Here is a 17,379-nt window from a genome sequence, read left to right on the forward strand (position 1 = left end):
TTCATCCCGCTCGTAAATTTTATGCCTTTTTATTCTATTTTTCAGACTTGCTCGATTCGTCTTTGCCAAGAACCATTATATTTATTTTTCTTTAAAGTCTTTTATCGTTTCGATATCTTCTGAATGAGGATTGCCGTGTAATAATTGTTAACTAAAGTTCTTGAATATTTGTTACAGCAACTAAATTTTTCGCCTGTTCAACAACCCGCGAATGATGCGTAAACAGAATAACTTGGCTTCTTTCGGATAATTCAGCCAACGCAATCAACGCTGCTTGTGAACGAGCATCATCAAAATCCACAAGTATGTCATCCACAATGAAAGGCATCGGCTCGGAGGATTCCATATACTTTTCCAACGATGCGAGACGTAACGCCAAATAGAGCTGGTCACGAGTCCCCGAACTCATACCCTCCACAGTCACACGCTCTCCCCCTGATCGAATGCCAGCGAGAATGGGTTCATCTCTTTCATTGAAATCGGTCATGAGTCTATCGAACGAACCTAGTGTCAGCGCAGAAAAATGTTCACTGGCGCGTTTGACCAGCGGTCCCTGGTTTTCCTGGCGATAACGTTCAATCTGATCCCGCAATATCTTGCCAGCCAATTTCACCTGAATGTAGCGCTCAGCGTCTGAGCGGATACTGGCAAGAGTAGCCTGGGCCTGATTGGCGAGCGTGGCTGCCTGATCACTGCCGTCCATAAGCTCCAATTCCTTTTCTTCACGCCCCTTTGCCGATGCGAGTTCAGTACGTTTGGGTTCGAGTTCATCCTCGATCTTGTTTTTCAATTCTCCGATTCGCCCCGGCAAACTATCCGGATCGATACCCTCCGCTTGAGCTTCCAACTCGGCAATGGTGCTGCCCTCACCTGCATCCAGGATCTCCTGCTCTATCGAATCAATTGCCGCCTTGATGCGAAGATAATCAGCCGACCGGCGTTCCGCAACCTCAAGTAGAGGGTGGCCATCGCATTTTGCTTCCACGCATAACGCATCCAGGCGATCAGTCATCGTCTGGATGGAAGCGTTTGAATCCTGCATCTCCTGTATTGCCTGTTCGACTTGTTCTTCAATCTGTTGCCGTTTTGTCTGTCTTGACCGATTTTCAGATAGCAGAGCGTTAAGGCGAACAACCGCATCATCGGCTGGGATATCACCCAGTTCGGGGGCAATGGTGGCTACCATGGCCTCTATCTGGGTTTGGAATATTGCTGCATCTTCGTCGATGGCATTTATCCGTATCCTCAATTTCTCCACTTCCCCCAGCTTCGAAAACAATGATCTGAGGTTTTCATAGAAATCGTCAACCTCCGATGGTGATATCTCGCTTCGCAAGCCAATATTCTGCATCTGCGCTGCCCACTCTGCCTTCCATGCTTCGAGTGCCTCAGTCGCCACTCGATGCTCTTCCTTCAATGATTCAACGTCAGATTCCCGATCCTTAACTTCCTTGGCCAATGAATCCCGTTTACGTTTGGCTTCATCAAGCTGAGCGGCTAACGCCTCGCATTCCAAGAGCACAATTTCAAGCTCGTTTGATGTGGAAGCCACTCTTTCCAATTGCATCAGTTGTGCATTAAGTCTCTGGAGGTGGGTGCTACGATTCTGCTCAAGATCAGTCTCTTTTTGGCGCAACTGCTTAAGCTGCGCCACCTGATCACGAAGTTTTTCAAAGGCATCCAGCCAGGCTCGCATCTCGCGAGGAGTGCGTGGCTCAATTTCGCAGGGTGCCCACAATTCCTGCCAATCCGAATCCAGTTGAGCTTTTTCAGCGCTGGCTGCCTCAAGTTGATCAGCCACCTTCTGAGCTTGTTGCTGCTTGCCCTCCTGCTTGGCCTGAAGGCTTGCCAGCGTATGAACCCGGTCCGCTTCACGGCGCAGCCGATCGGATACCTCATCAGCACTTGCAAGGCGATTTTCGAAGGCATCAGGCAAAGTGCCTTCACTCTGATATTCACTCGCTTCGACGGATACGTCTTCATTGCCTATCCACTGTCGACGCAGCAACTGCCAAATCGCATCGCGTTCTGTCCGGGTTTGTTTGAGAGAAACCTCCGTCGGAACCTTCCCGACTCGCTCAATTTCATCGAGCCTCTGCGATGTATCCTGCAAAGCATCGATTAGCTCGTCCTTTTTCTCCTCTAGTCGTTGAATACGTTTTGAGAGATCAGCGTAGCTCTCGTCAAATTGATGGATACTTTCCCGGCTTGGTAACGCCAAGTGAGCCACTTCATCCAGCACACCTTGCCAAAGCGTGAGTCTTGAGAAGTTGTCATCACATTCTGCTTTCTGGCTTGCAAGTTGACTCTGAGTAGACTGGATGGATGAGTCCAACTCCCCTTGCTTCCTGGCGGCGGATATTGCACGGAGCAGTGCATCCGTCGAATCTGATTCAGCAATCTCGTCACGATCCTTGCGCGCAGCCTGCAGGCGTTTTTCTGTCTCGCACAGACTGGTCTCCGCCTGTTCTGCCCGAGCATTCAAGACGGCTTCTTTACTGCCCAAATTAGCAATAGTCTGTCGCTTTGCTAATACGGGACGTAATTGCTCAATTTCCTTGAATTCGAGATCAGGGCGATTCTCTCTGAGTATGGACTCGGCATCCGCCAATAATTGCTTGGTTTCTGCTTCAAGGTGGGGTCGTTCTTGCTTTGCTTTTCGATGACCACCCAAGCGCGCATGAAGATCTTCGATATTCTCAGCCTGTTCCAGCAAGGCCCGATTGGTGGATAACTCAGCAAGTTGCTGTTTTAGTCCTTCGAGACGAGGGGCTGCCTTACCCACAATGGCTTGAGCGGTCTCCAACGCATTGATTGCCTTACGCCGACGACCAGAAAAATCATCGTGAAGGATGACAACGTCGCCTAACGATTTCAACTCATGAAAAAGCTCGCATCGCTTTGAGAGTTTTGGTAAAACGCGCTGGATACGCTGTAAACGATTTATATCCGTCCGGTAGTCCGCCAGTTCAGCCTGAATTCGCTTCAGCTCTTCCTCTGTGCGTGCCAATGCTCGGCGATGTTCATCCCATTCTCTGGACGAGAGCGAGCACTTTTTAATCTCAGCCCTCAGGTCCGAATATGTTCGAATGGCTGAGTTGATCAGCGGCTTTGAACCAGCGGGAAGAAAAAAAATTTTCGCCGAATCATCCAGGTCCCCAAGTACGGTGTGCAGTGCATGACTCCCAAGCGAAGCGGAGAACAGTGCCTGACCAACCTCCCCCTTCTGTTCAAGGATCTCATTCCCTCCCTGCACCAATGCATGATGATCGATCCCAAAAAGAGATGCGAACAGTTCTGGAGTGACGCCCTGGAGAAACGGCGTCAGTGCCTGTTCATCAAGCACTTCACCATCGGGAGACAACAAGGTGTTTTTCCGGCCTTTGCGCCGACCAAAAGCAAGTTCACGATCATCATTTTTCTGTAAAAGGCCGTGGATGCGGAGCTTATCGTTCGCATGAATGAAGTTATCAAGCGTCCGCTCATCAATACCATAAAGCAGTGCTTTTAAACCGCGCAGAGCCGAGCTCTTTCCCGCCTCGTTAGGGCCATAGACGATGTGTAACCCCACCTCGTCAAACACCAGTTCCCGATCGGTAAAAGGCCCGAATGCCGTCAGATTCAATTTCCGAATCTTCATGCTCTATTTTCCGTGGACAGCAAACGATTGACTAGAAGCTCCTTGATATCCTCCAGCGTCTCTTTAATGAATTCCGGATTAGTTGGATCAAATGGGTCATCGCCAGTCAGCAGTTCGGCAGGGAGTTTCTGACGAAGCGCGGAAATTTCCTCTGCCAGATCGTCCAGAACCGAGGAATCCAGCTCCATGTCATGTATGGCTCGCAGCAGGCCGCTCAATGCATCGTCGCGGTCAAGACCTTCATCCCTAGAAATTCCGGGCTTCGTCTTGATGGAAATTTTCTCTAACCAGATACCTGCACCGCCGAGTCCGGTTGCCAAGGCTCGATACTCCTGGATCCAGAGTTCACGGTCAGCATGCAACTTCTGGTGTGCAGAGCAAGCCCCGTACAGAACTAGACGCAAAGCCACCGGCCGTCCTTCAGCAGCATCCAATGAAGACTGCAACTCCTCTCGCACCTGTTCATAAATGTCGTCGACCGTCTCAGCAGCAGAAACATCCATCTCGCAAATGGACCAACGCATCACATCGAGGTCGCGGTGTGCTACCTCAATAATCTCCCCGCCATCCACCGTGACCAAAGTGCAGCCCTTTGGTCCTATCTCACGAATGTGTCTTCCCTGAATATTGCCCGGAAATACAATCCATGGATCTTGGCTAATTTCTTCCCGTTTATGCACATGGCCCAATGCCCAATACTGGTATCCTTTGGAGCGCAGCCCATCAACCGTGCAAGGAGCATAGGGCTCATGGCCTGGCTTACCGTCCAGACAGGTATGTAGCAAGCCGATATTTAGGAGTTGCGGATCGCCTTGCGGATAATCTTGTGAAATATCGTCCGTTACGGCTCGCGTTGCAAAACCTTGTCCGCAAATGTTCACACCTAAGTCTTCCAGGATAACCCGCTCAGGTTTCTTCGTTGAAAATAGAGTAACGTTGTCAGGCAAGCGAAGGTGCTTTGTAAGCTGGCTGGCTGCATCATGGTTGCCAGCCACGATAAAGACACGGATAGTGGCGTCGCGTAGCTTTCCCATGCGCTCAACAAAATAGAGGCCGGTGTTGTAGTCCTTCCAGTCCCCGTCATACAGATCCCCGACCAGCAACACGAATGCCACTTGCTCATCAATGGCCAGCTCAATCAGATTATCAAAGGCTCGGCGCGTGGCACTCCGGATTTCCTCTACGGGAGCTCCCTCATACCTCTCTAATCCGTGCAGAGCACTGTCGAGGTGGATGTCTGCAGCGTGGATAAATTTCACTAACTCGCCTCCTTATGTCTTGTTTTTTTTCCAACTCAACGATCGCGTTTGAGCCATCCCGAGAATGCAACGGTTGAGGGGACGGAGGGATTAAAATTTATCCACCAAAACAATAATTTCTCGTAGACATCGAATACCCAACCGAATGAAGAAGAATCGACTTCTGAAGTTAATGAAAAGAACGTTATCAGATGGGTATGCGCCCGACAGATATGATGCCCGACTGAAGATGTCACCAGGTTTGAAAATGATGAATTTGAGGTAAATGTAAGGCCCATCATCCCTGCTCCATAGCGCGGAAATGCTTTTTATCTTGGTTTTGGTGAGTATAGTCAATTTTCCGACATAAAGGCCGGTAAATTATGCTCTTTATTGGCGACATTCCAGCCAAATCGAATAATTTACAGCCGGTCATTTCAAAACCCCGCCACCTCCAACCCCACCCCATGACTGCACAGCCACTCTTGCGACCCCGCAAAACCCGCATTTAATATCCAATTTGCATAGTCCCTGTAAGCCTGCGGTTTATCAGCGCACTCCTCTCTCAAATTTGGTCTTTTCCGCAGTTGGCTTATAAATCGATCGTGCAAGCTCGGGATATCCGTAAAATTTTTCAGGTCGGTTAATTTGGGAATCAGTGCATGGCTTAGCCAGGGCCAGTCGTTGAGTATGCCTAGGCCTGCGGGGTCTGGGTCGGTAAAGCCGATGATCGGGGTATCACTCGCATCCGCCAAAAACTCGTTCACCGATCGGGCGGTGAGGTCATGGCCGCGATAGAGCACCAGCACGTGGCCGAGTGTGGGCAGATTAAACTGATGGATAAACACAAAGGCTTCGAAGTTCTCGACCACTAGGCAGGCGTTATAGTCCTGGGGCTTTAAATATGCTTTATTCACGCGGTAATCCACTTGCGGGATGACCGCGCAACGACCTTGGGTGGTGATGAGGTCGCCACCGAGAGCGGTTACCGACAGTTGCTTTTTTAACTCCGATTCCGGTGCCCATTTTTCTTGATGGGTGATGCGGGAGACTTCGGTGCGGTTGCCGGTCAATTCGGTTGTCGTCGGGTCGAAGCCGCAACTGGAGATCAGTAGCTCACGCCACTGTTGGTAATCACTGCGGGTGAAATTGATTTTGTTGCCATCCACTCGGCCGATGGAAAATTCCGCTACCAACCCCAGCCAAACGCGGGTGGCTTTAATTTCGGGCCGTTGGTTTTTGATGGCTGTGGCAATGATTTTTGTTTGTTGTTTGCTTAGCGTGGGCAAATGACAACGTCCTCGGCGTAGTAGTTTCCATCGAAGAACGCACCCACAACGCCGGGAAATTGCACATCAAAAATCGCGCGGTCGTGTTCGCTCATGGCGCTGTATTCGGCCATTAGGCCATAGAGCCAAATGCTGGCGGAGACGCCCTCCGGGGCCAGATCAAAACACTCAATGCCACTGACGCTTCTGCCCTCCTCCAGGCTTTTTAGAAAGACACTGCGCACCGCATCCTTAAACGGCGTTACCATAAGCGTCTCCAGCGCGTTTTCCGGTAAGTCCGCAGAAAGTGGTGCGGCGTGTTCGGTTGCTTCCGGTTCAATCTCCTCTTTGCGCACATTACGAATCAGTTCTGCCAGGTCCAATTCCAGCACCGAATTTAAAGGGTCTGGCGCGCCGAATGCGGCCATGGGTTGCACAGCCATACACACCGCGGGTACGTGGGTTTTCTCCACATAGTGCGGGAGGGCGGCGGTGGATTCGGCGTCGCAATAGCGCACAAAATCGTCCACTTGCTTGGCCCGGCTCTCCAACTGGTTAAGCCGGAACAGTATTTTGTTTAACCGGTGCAGCGCATCGCTCAAATCCTTGCGGCCTTGGTCGATGGCCAGTGGCAGGCGCACCTGCAACAGGCGCAGCTCTTTATCCTGACTGCCGATGGCGTAGAGCGCCTCGGTGTCGATCAATTCCAGGGAGGCGATCAGCGCCCTCACCTTCTCCAGGGTGTTTTTATTCAGCGCGATCTTGCTGGAGAGTTGGGAGACGGAACCAAAATCGCTGTCGATCTGGCGCCAGATCATCTGCGCCTGGCCCACAATGCTGTCCCCCAGGGCCACCACATTGGTTTCCAGGTTGTCGAGGTAGCCCTCGGCATCCGCCCGGCTGGCCGAGCGCTTGGCGGCCAGATATTGATTGGCCAGGAACAGTATGCCTTCAATGGCCTCACCGATGTCCGCGTTCACCACTTTCAGGCGGCTGGTGCGCAAGCTTTGGTCGAGCAGCTCCGTGACGGTGGAGTTCAAGCGGTAACGGCCGTCGGCTGGGTCCGACACGATCAGGCGCAGCCGGTCCATATCGGCAATGGCGCGGGCGTTTGCTTCCGTGGCGGCAACAAAGCCGCGGTTTTCCTCATAGGCGGCCATGATGATGTCGCCGTACTTGGCGAGCGCCCGGAGGACTTTTAGGCCATCTTCCCGTGCGCTCAAAGCAGCATCTCCTGTTGCTCTTCCGGCGGTTGGTCCTCCGGCGAGCCCATGCTTTCATGGGTGTGAATAAATTCCAGCAGGTCGTACAGGTAGGACCATTTGCCAGTTGCCGTATAAGTGGTGGATTTGGCATCGTGGGGTTTTAGGTAAGCGTTTTCCACCAGTTTGATCATAATGTGGTTCAGCTGCTCTCTGGGTGTCGAGCGGGTGGTGGCGAATTGGCCACTGCGAACGATCTTCGCCAGATCGTCCGCCAGGGTCTGGGCGCCCTCAATGGCCGTTAACAATTCGCCCTGGCGCAAAGTATCCCCCGGCTGTATCGAGGCCTCCTTTTGCAGTGCGGACATCGCCAGTTTTAACCAGCGCACCAACGGCTCCAGCTGGTTGATGGTAATGCCGAACTGAGCCTTGACGGATGCCTTGCGGTCCGCGCTATTGATGGCGTTGTACGCGCAATAAAAAACATCCCCGGTGCTGCTCAACTGCAAGTTGCGGCCGATCCTGGAGAGATAGTCATTGACGTTCTCGCGATAGGCTTCCTGTTGCAGGTATTCATAAGCCACCTTATCGGTGTATTCACAAATAAACCGGCCCATCAGCAGCGCTTCCACCACCGTTGCAAACAGGCCTTCGGTCACATCATTGCGCATGTTTGGCCTCCTGTTGACGGGCGGCCTGGCGCCGCGCCTGCATCAGCGCTTCCAGTTTGTCCTCCGGTAAGGCGATATCCACAAGGCCCACGCCTTTGCGCATTTCATGGCGCTCACTAAAGTGTTGCAGCAATAAAGGATCGGTGGTGGGAAAGCCGCCCACCATAACGATGTTGTGATCGTTCAGCATTTTAAACAGTCCGGCAATATTGACCGAGTCGATCACGCCCAGCTCATCCACCGGCCAATGAATGCGAATGTGTTCATCCCGGCACAACATCCGGGTAATACCTGCGAATATGGAACATAGAATCAGGTAACTCAGCCCGTTGGAGGAGGCGTGTTCCAAATCCCGGCCGTTGGTAACGGTGACTTTCCGGCCGTTTTCCTCCAGCGTGATTGCCAGATCGAAAACGGATTCGATCCCTGTAGCAACCTTGGATCGGTGCAAAATGTCGGTCACTTTGATCAGCAGGTCGCCCAACTTTTCTGGTGGCAGCGCAGTATTTTGCTGTTCGCGCCATTCGCCATAGAGCAGAGCAAACTCCTCCAGATACGGCCAGTAGTCCTGGCTGTCGATGCGGCTACTGAGGCTGACGTCGATATGGCCAATCGCTTCAAAATAGAGCTTTTCGCTGATCGAATGGGAGATGGCGCGGGACTGTTGGTTGATTAGGCGGGAAATTTGTTTAAGCCCGGTGTAGAAGTCTTCCAGCTGGCCGCTGATGGTTTGCACAAAGGATTCGATGGTTTCCTTTTTCTGTGGCAAATGTACACCCAGCAACTCACTGACGCCTCGAGTTAGGTTGATATTTAATGCATCCACATTGTTTGGGTCACTGGTGGCCGCCTCCGCCTGCTTGCGCAGCTGTTCCCAAACGTCGGTAATCTGACTGCGCTCGCCCTGGCCGGAGATCACCGTCTCCACCTTGTTGATGCTGGTGCGGACTTCTTTCAGTATCGTTTGTTGGCTCTCAATTAAGGATTCCACCTCCGCCAGCACCGCTTCGAGCGGTCGCGGTTCGACCACCCCCTCCTTCAGCCATTCGTATTCGGCGCGGCGGAGCATGATTAAGCAGCTCTCGCGCTGCTCGCTCGCTTTGGATTTGGAACTGAGCAATTCTTTGTAACTGAAATTAAGCTCATCCCGGTCCGTTTTATACTGTTGCTCCCGCTTCTGATACTGGCTGCCCGCTTGTTCCGCTTTGCGGGCCTCCTCGGTGCGTATGGCGTCATATTCCGGGCGGCGGGGCCATTCGTTGGCTTGCCAATGACGGTACTCCAACACCGAGGATTTATAGCCCCTGACGGTGTTGAATTTTTCGTTCGCAGTTCGCACGCGCTCGATCGCGGAGTTCAGTATCGCTTCATCAAGGCCGTTCTTAGCACATTGCTCTTTGTATTCCTTGGCAATGTCCGCAAGCCGTTGCTTGTGCGCGTTGGTTTCCGTTTGTATCGCCTCCGCCGCCAGCGCTTCGGCCTCCTCAAGCTCCGAGTGTTGTATCAGGTACTGGTCATGGGCGGCTTTCCGGTCCTTGTCAAAGTTGTGCCGGATGGCTTCCGCTTCCTGGGCGATCTGCGCCTGTAAGTCCGCCAGCGACTTTTCCATGGCTTTATGACGCTCTTTCGCCTGGGCCTTGCGCTCCTGTTCGGCGGCACGGTTCTGCGCTTTGACACGCTTGACGGCTTCTTTGGCAGCCTCGTATTCGCGCTGAGTTTGCCCTGCCTGACGCTTGTCCGCCTCAAGTTGCTCTTGGGCTTGCTTCAAGGCTTTAAGTGCCGCTTCGTGGTCTGCCACTTTTCGCTTGAGGTGTTCGTGAGCGGTATCCAGGGCCTTGCCCTGTTCGGTAAGTCGTAGCTCCTGTTCTTCGAGCGATGCCGCCCATTCGGGTTTGGTGAGGTTGTCCAAATTGAACGTCCAGCCCATCACGGCGCTGGCGTTCTCGCCCGTGTAGACGGGTGCTAAATCCCGCCGCTCCAGCAAATCCTCCCTCAACAGCTTGCCAAGGGTGTTAGGCCAGGTCTCGTCATGCTTGCGCAGTTCAGCCAACAAACTGCCTGATTTCGGGTGGCACAAGGCTCTCAGGTGCTCCAATTTGTTGGTTTCATCGGTCACCTTTTTCTGGGCGGTGGAGCGGGTGTGGCGAGCCGCGTCTTCGTCGCGTTTGCATTGCTCGACCAGGGTCGCGGCATTGTCGATGGTACTGTTCGCTACCCGCAACTGCTCTTCCAGTTGATCGCGTCGCGATTCGGTCGCCACTTCCGCCAGCTTTTCCTCTTCGGTTGGCACAATGGTTCTGGTGGCGAACTCCGCTTCCATCACCGCGCGCTTGTGCTCGTCGACATCCACTTCGCGAGACCCTCGATGCTGCTCCAGCGCGCGGTTCCGACTGCGCTCTAATTCTAATTCCTGCTCTTGCCAACGCGCTTGTTCATCGGTTCTGGCTTTGGTTTTCTCCGCCTTCACCGCGGCCAAGTGTGCGCTTTTTTCGGTATGGCGCTGAGTCTCCTTTTGCGCTAGACCATCGTAGTGGGCCTTGAGGTCGGCAACCCCTTCTTCCAGGGCTTGTTGATGTTCCCGCGCCTCTTTCAATGCTTCTTCAAACTCGTCGAGGTTTTCAAATTCATCGTCCTTGGTGAGAATGTCCTGTTCCAACCAGCTCTGTTTGGCGTCGTCCAATTGGTCGAGTTCGGCCTCGGCCTTGTTCCGGGCATGTTCAGCATCCTGTTGGGCTCTTCGGATGCTGCCGCCCTCTTCCTCCCAGGCCGATTTCAACGCGTCCAGCTTGGTCCGGTTGTTTTTTATCGAATTTTCCAAGGCATCCACCTTGCTGCCTTCATTGTGCCAATGGGTGTACAGCTCCTTGGCGCCGGTTTCTAACAGCTTACTGTTCTCGAAATAATTGGTGCCCAGATTGACGGCTTTGCGAAACAGCGCTTCGTTTTTTTCTAGGTTGCGCAGCACACCGAGTTCCGCGACGATTTCGCGAACGTTTTTATGCAGTTGAATGTGCGGCAGTTCGATCTGCTCTTCGCGCATGATTTCGGCAATCATCTGCTTTATCCCCTCCATATTGCCCCGGCGGGAGAGAATGGCGGCGGTCATCTTGTTGATGTGGCTCATCGTGTTCTGGTCAATAGATCCGGACACATTTCTTTGCCACTTTATGGATAAAATGAACCTGGCATAAATGCCAGAACCCTTTTACCCATAAAGCGCCTCCTGTTGTAAATGTCTTCGCTCATATGCAGCGGGCGACAAGTCGTCATTCGCCGAGTGAAGGCGATCACTGTTGTAATATTTCATATACAAACCCACATCTTTTTTCATAGATTTTCGAGAGTGCATTGGTACTTTAAAAAGCCAGTCGTGCTTTAAACTGCCAAAAAAACGCTCAACAACGGCATTATCCCAGCAGGCGCCAACATCCCCCATTGAAGCGCGAATGCCATGGCTCTTCAGGAGTTTGCCAAAGCGCTTGCTTGTATATTGAGAGCCGCGGTCGCTGTGAAAAACCAGCCCTTTTGGTGGCTGCCTTATTGCCACCGCACGATTAATTGCCTCGCAAATTAGCGACGTGGTCATGCGCTTATCTATTGCCCAGCCAACAATTCGCCGGGAATATAAATCCATAACGACCGCCAAGTACATCCAGCCTTGAGTCGTTTTCAAATAGGTAATATCACCAGCCCATACTTGGTTAATTCCCACCGGATTGAAGTTTTGATTCAGTAAATTATCGGCAACACCCGCGCGCTCATCGCGTTTGGTCGTAACCTTGTAAGCCGTGCGCTGCTGCACTATAAGCCCCAAAGACTTCATGCGACGCCGCGTTTTTCCACGGCCAATTGTAATGCCTTCTTCGTTAAGCTTTTTGGCTAGCTCGCGACTGCCTAAGCTGCCCCGGCTTTGATCAAATAACGCCTTCATTCGCGAATTTACATGCAGATCTTCGGCACTGATCACAGGCTTGGGGCGTTGTCGCCAGCTGTAAAATGCTGATTTACCAACTTTCATTACACGGCACAGTAGTCGTACCGGGAAATCCGCCGACCTCTCATCAATAAAGCCAAATTTCACTTCATTTCTTTCGCGAAGAAGGCACTCGCCTTTTTTAAAATTTCTTTCTCCATCCGCAATTCTTTAACTTCTTTTCGCAGCCGAACAAGCTCTGCGCGCTCCTCGCAACTGGGAGCGACTCCGGTCTTTTGGGCCTCCTCATTGTCTTTCCAGCGATAGAGCAAGTTAGCCCTTATGCCCAGCGATTCTGCCGCTTTCGCTACCGAATAACCCTCATTGGTCACTAGGGCAACGGCTTCTTTTTTGAATTCTTGGGTATAGACTCTATTTGTACGTTTTTTGGTCATATCAACACCTCAATCTGCTGAGATTATTATCTCTTATTGATGTGTCCGGTTCTATTAGACCAGTACATCGAGCCTTTGCTGCCGCCCAGGGAATAAGCGGCGCTCAGCTGGGCGAGTTCGCGCGCTTGGTTGGAGCGCGCCACCAAACTTCGGTCACCCTGAATCACCGCGCGGTAATCGGTCACCGTATCCAGCTGGTTGCTGTGGCCCAATTTCAGCAGTGTCCAGTGCCGGCCCAGGCTGCGGCTTTCGATAAACACCGACTCACCGTCTTTTATTTCGCTGAAATATTCGATATTGAAAGGCTCGTCCAGAAAGCGGTACGCGGGTTTGGTGCCGGAGGCATGCCGGTAGACCACCGCGCATTTCGGGCCCCGCGGGGTCATGTATTCAAAAATAATCATGCTGGTCGGACGGGCGAGATAATAATCGGTGAAGCTCGTTTTCTTGCCGACCCGCTCCACCAACTCGGTGGGTATCGCCCCGTAAAAGAACGGCACCAACTTTAATAGGGTCGTCTTGCCCGAGCCATTGCTGCCACTGATGTTGGCGTGCCTGGATAGCTTCACCTCCATGCGCTTGCGCGGAATGTGCGCGTCAATGCAGATGATTCTGATTAGACCTGGGGTCGCTAAATCTGTTGAAACAGCTTCGTTATTTTGCATCGAGTGTGGATTTTCACTTTTGCTCAAATTTAAATTATAAGAAAACGGCGGTTAATGCCGTTGAACATAACGCCAGTAGAGACAACCATGACAGTTAGTCTTGCAGACTCCGCCAACCGTTAAAGTCTAGACTCAGAACGGCAGAAAGGGCCACAGCCCAGACACCCTCTTAACATCTAAGCTGACCGCATGCCAATCCGGTTATTCCACTGGTTTATTTGTAGGTAGTTTAGCTTGAGTGCTGCTTAAAACCAGTACTCAGTTCATCGAAACTGCTTGGCTTTTCCAAAAGTCTTTAGGTGCTCAGTGGACAATTTTATCTATTAACTTGGTAATCTAACTTCGCGGAAGGACTCTCCTAGCTGGAGAGCAGCGCTACGTCGATCTCCCATATCAACCAAAATATCGAGTATTCTCAAAAATTTCTTAGCCAATGCTAAATTTAGTGGCGTATCACGATGTGCAAAAAACTGAACCAGTTCAGCTATACGAGCAGGAATAAATGTTCCGTGCCATCCCTTTAGATTATCGCTCCCTCCATGGATTATTGAGATAATTTGATTGGCAAATACCTCAGCCGGATAATATTCCTTGGATCTCTCGCAAAGAGTCAAATATGGATCCATTACGGACGCAGCCCAACCCCCAGCCCTAACAAATTTATCGACCAAAGGAATAATAAATCCAATATCTGACCAGTCCCCATTTACAAACCTGGCTGCTAGCTCCGCACGTTCGATGGAGACAAACATCAATGTCTCAACCAATCTCGGTTGATCAAACCCTGAAAATTTCCCACCTCTATAACTATCACGTTTGAAGACAGGAGCTTCCAGAAATCTATTAAGGCAAAGATCCAGTATCTGCTTGGCATCCTCTGGTATCACAGTCGCATCATATACATACCCACAAATGTAAGTACTTGTGAATGGAGACAATAAAGCCCAGCAATTTTCGTCTTCCAATCGCATAACCGGATCAAACAAAATGGGTTGAAACTCATCGAAAGGAATAAGGCCTGCTACATGTCCCAGCCGCGAACCCAAAGCATGGGTCCATTCTATAATACGAGTGGGTGATTGATTTCTTCGTCCTCGCTTTACCCATGGAGGAGAGTTTTTTTCATTGGTCCAAACGAGTACAGATGCAAAAAAATCAATAAGCAAACCTTTTGCTTCACTATTCAACACCTCTTCAAATGGAATTTTACTGATAATTTCCGAAGCTTTCTTTGAATTCCAGAAAACATCAGGCTCACCCCAGTTGACTGAAGTGTCTTCAATATCATTCCATTCGTAGTCTTCATGAAAATGAAATCTGTTCTCTTTTTCTTTACTGACTCGAACCCATGCAGGGGGGGGTAATGGAAGTGGCGGCCATTGTTCACTCTGGGTATAAAACTCTATTGCCTTATGAATTGTAAGAGCAAAATCGTCAGTACTATCATCCAACGGTTCATCGTACTTCTGTCGACGAGGGATATGACACAACGAAAAAGCTAGCCAAAGTATGACCCAAACCAACTTTGGATCATCAGACCACAGTTTGACCGCTTCTTCAATTACAGACAGGGACACTATCTCGAGTGGATATGTAACGAGACAAATCAAATCGATTGTTGCACTTTCAGTTGCAGTGCCATATCGAATTTCAGAACCAATAGCTTTCACAACGAAAATTAAATGGTGCCATGGAATGAGACTTTGCTCGGCCCACATTGGCCCACGCTTTTCTTTTAGACTAATTGCCCTGGATAATATACTACGTCCCCAATCAAGATCACTGTCGCCAACCCCGTCTCGGAAAGTAAGAGCTATGGCAGCTGCAGATGCAACTGCTCCTCGACGAGTACCTATTTCCAATCGTTGATCTTCATCTCCGATAAAATCATCGGAATTCTCAAATAACGTATGGGAATCAATTTCCTTAGCAAACTTTATTGCTCCATCTACAGTAAACCCTTCTCGCAGAACTTTATCTTTTAAACATTCCGATGCCCAGTTCCAAAGATTCGATTGTCGTAGGTATGTCGATGCTTCTTTTGCCTTGGCAACATTTTCCGGAGTTGACGCAGATGGGCTCACATGAACAATAGCAATATCATCAGAGTTTTCTTCCGCTCGATATGTTTGATAATTTTTCTCGTCTACCAATTCGGCATACTTATTCGCTTGAGCAGTCAAATGTTCAGTCGCGCCGCTAATTTTACGATGTTCTTCATATTGATAGGGAAGATTATGCTTAAAATTTAAGATAACCTCGCTTATTCGCTGGCTGATTGATTCCCCAGAAAAAACAAACCTGGGCACCATCCATCTCAACTCTTTTTTTCGTACCATGCGATTGTTAGCAGCTCGTATAGCATCCACGTGAGGCATATCGGCTCTATTCATAAACCCCATCAGATTTGCTGAAGACGAGAGATCTTGTCTCATGCGATTGAAATCTGCAGCCAAAAGCCGTTGAGAAGAAACTAGAGATAGTGTTACTTCAGAAACAACCTCAGTGTGAATTGTAATCATTGATGCAATACCCAATGCTGCGATGCATTCGTTTCCTTCAAGGATTTCCTTCATCAACTCGTCAACATTCCTGCCTCGTTCTAATTCAGAAAAGCACCACTCTTCTAACGCCATGAATCCACAGCCAATTGCATCCGGCGCCCACATCGATCGAAACCATAAATACTCTCTATCCGTCCCCCAAAATATTTGCTCTCCCCAAGGAAATGCAATTTTCAAAGGTAGAGGGTTGCCCTCTGAATTATGAGAAAATTGGTGCAATTGTCGCCAAGAGGTCATCGCATGATTACAAAGGCTTTTCAGCAATCTCAAGGCTTCCTTCGGCATGTATGAGAAAAGAGAATGAAATGGCTCTCTAAGGGGTGAAGGCGGGTTGAAACTCCTATAATCTTTACGTAACGAAAGCCCGTCCCAGTCATGATCATTAAAACTGGATAAACTCATCGGAAACGAAAAATCATCTAACACTCTAAGATCGAGATCAGAACGCTCAGATTCCGGCTTAGCCAAAAGTTCTTGACGCATTTCCTCCCGTTTTAAAGATTCACGCTCTGTACTGGTCTAATAGAACCGGACACATCAATAAGAGATAATAATCTCAGCAGATTGAGGTGTTGATATGACCAAAAAACGTACAAATAGAGTCTATACCCAAGAATTCAAAAAAGAAGCCGTTGCCCTAGTGACCAATGAGGGTTATTCGGTAGCGAAAGCGGCAGAATCGCTGGGCATAAGGGCTAACTTGCTCTATCGCTGGAAAGACAATGAGGAGGCCCAAAAGACCGGAGTCGCTCCCAGTTGCGAGGAGCGCGCAGAGCTTGTTCGGCTGCGAAAAGAAGTTAAAGAATTGCGGATGGAGAAAGAAATTTTAAAAAAGGCGAGTGCCTTCTTCGCGAAAGAAATGAAGTGAAATTTGGCTTTATTGATGAGAGGTCGGCGGATTTCCCGGTACGACTACTGTGCCGTGTAATGAAAGTTGGTAAATCAGCATTTTACAGCTGGCGACAACGCCCCAAGCCTGTGATCAGTGCCGAAGATCTGCATGTAAATTCGCGAATGAAGGCGTTATTTGATCAAAGCCGGGGCAGCTTAGGCAGTCGCGAGCTAGCCAAAAAGCTTAACGAAGAAGGCATTACAATTGGCCGTGGAAAAACGCGGCGTCGCATGAAGTCTTTGGGGCTTATAGTGCAGCAGCGCACGGCTTACAAGGTTACGACCAAACGCGATGAGCGCGCGGGTGTTGCCGATAATTTACTGAATCAAAACTTCAATCCGGTGGGAATTAACCAAGTATGGGCTGGTGATATTACCTATTTGAAAACGACTCAAGGCTGGATGTACTTGGCGGTCGTTATGGATTTATATTCCCGGCGAATTGTTGGCTGGGCAATAGATAAGCGCATGACCACGTCGCTAATTTGCGAGGCAATTAATCGTGCGGTGGCAATAAGGCAGCCACCAAAAGGGCTGGTTTTTCACAGCGACCGCGGCTCTCAATATACAAGCAAGCGCTTTGGCAAACTCCTGAAGAGCCATGGCATTCGCGCTTCAATGGGGGATGTTGGCGCCTGCTGGGATAATGCCGTTGTTGAGCGTTTTTTTGGCAGTTTAAAGCACGACTGGCTTTTTAAAGTACCAATGCACTCTCGAAAATCTATGAAAAAAGATGTGGGTTTGTATATGAAATATTACAACAGTGATCGCCTTCACTCGGCGAATGACGACTTGTCGCCCGCTGCATATGAGCGAAGACATTTACAACAGGAGGCGCTTTATGGGTAAAAGGGTTCTGGCATTTATGCCAG

Annotated in this window: 10 protein-coding genes; 1 reads left to right on the plus strand and 9 read right to left on the minus strand. The window is 50.2% G+C overall.

What is annotated here, in order from left to right; translation table 11 throughout:
* Positions 1 to 151 precede the first annotated feature (151 nt).
* The 9 genes from MARGE09_RS14835 to MARGE09_RS14875 form a co-directional block, all read right to left on the minus strand.
* Positions 152 to 3,640 (minus strand): ATP-binding protein, encoded by a 3,489-nt coding sequence (locus MARGE09_RS14835; RefSeq protein WP_236983151.1) that lies wholly within the window; start codon positions 3,638 to 3,640, stop codon positions 152 to 154.
* Positions 3,637 to 4,899, minus strand: a complete 1,263-nt coding sequence (locus MARGE09_RS14840) for a metallophosphoesterase family protein (protein ID WP_236983153.1) — start codon at positions 4,897 to 4,899, stop codon at positions 3,637 to 3,639. The genes MARGE09_RS14835 and MARGE09_RS14840 overlap by 4 nt, the downstream gene beginning before the upstream one ends.
* Positions 4,900 to 5,315: 416 nt before the next feature.
* On the minus strand, positions 5,316 to 6,167 hold the full coding sequence (locus MARGE09_RS14845; protein ID WP_236983155.1) for a DUF7281 domain-containing protein: 852 nt from the start codon (positions 6,165 to 6,167) through the stop codon (positions 5,316 to 5,318).
* Positions 6,155 to 7,369, minus strand: coding sequence for a hypothetical protein (locus MARGE09_RS14850; protein ID WP_236983157.1), 1,215 nt, complete (start codon positions 7,367 to 7,369; stop codon positions 6,155 to 6,157). The genes MARGE09_RS14845 and MARGE09_RS14850 overlap by 13 nt, the downstream gene beginning before the upstream one ends.
* Positions 7,366 to 8,019, minus strand: coding sequence for a condensin complex protein MksE (locus MARGE09_RS14855; RefSeq protein WP_236983158.1), 654 nt, complete (start codon positions 8,017 to 8,019; stop codon positions 7,366 to 7,368). The genes MARGE09_RS14850 and MARGE09_RS14855 overlap by 4 nt, the downstream gene beginning before the upstream one ends.
* The gene (locus tag MARGE09_RS14860; RefSeq protein WP_236983160.1) at positions 8,009 to 11,143 is read right to left on the minus strand and encodes an ATP-binding protein; all 3,135 of its coding nucleotides are present in this window, start codon (positions 11,141 to 11,143) and stop codon (positions 8,009 to 8,011) included. The genes MARGE09_RS14855 and MARGE09_RS14860 overlap by 11 nt, the downstream gene beginning before the upstream one ends.
* A gap of 81 nt (positions 11,144 to 11,224) precedes the next feature.
* A protein-coding gene (locus MARGE09_RS14865) for an IS3 family transposase (protein WP_236983141.1) occupies positions 11,225 to 12,387 on the minus strand; the annotation gives its coding sequence in 2 pieces (ribosomal slippage) (positions 11,225 to 12,138 and positions 12,138 to 12,387; 1,164 coding nt in all).
* Between the two features lie 26 nt (positions 12,388 to 12,413).
* Positions 12,414 to 13,052 carry an ATP-binding protein gene (locus MARGE09_RS14870; protein WP_236983162.1) on the minus strand — a complete coding sequence of 213 codons (639 nt, stop codon included), beginning with the start codon at positions 13,050 to 13,052 and terminating at the stop codon, positions 12,414 to 12,416.
* Between the two features lie 323 nt (positions 13,053 to 13,375).
* Positions 13,376 to 16,099: a hypothetical protein gene (locus MARGE09_RS14875; RefSeq protein WP_236983163.1), complete on the minus strand. Its 2,724-nt coding sequence runs from the start codon at positions 16,097 to 16,099 to the stop codon at positions 13,376 to 13,378.
* Positions 16,100 to 16,193: 94 nt separating this feature from the next.
* Between MARGE09_RS14875 and MARGE09_RS14880 the strand changes: the two genes are divergently transcribed.
* A protein-coding gene (locus MARGE09_RS14880) for an IS3 family transposase (protein WP_236983141.1) occupies positions 16,194 to 17,356 on the plus strand; the annotation gives its coding sequence in 2 pieces (ribosomal slippage) (positions 16,194 to 16,443 and positions 16,443 to 17,356; 1,164 coding nt in all).
* Positions 17,357 to 17,379: the final 23 nt, after the last annotated feature.

It is taken from the genome of Marinagarivorans cellulosilyticus (assembly GCF_021655555.1).
GTDB classification, from domain to species: domain Bacteria; phylum Pseudomonadota; class Gammaproteobacteria; order Pseudomonadales; family Cellvibrionaceae; genus Marinagarivorans; species Marinagarivorans cellulosilyticus.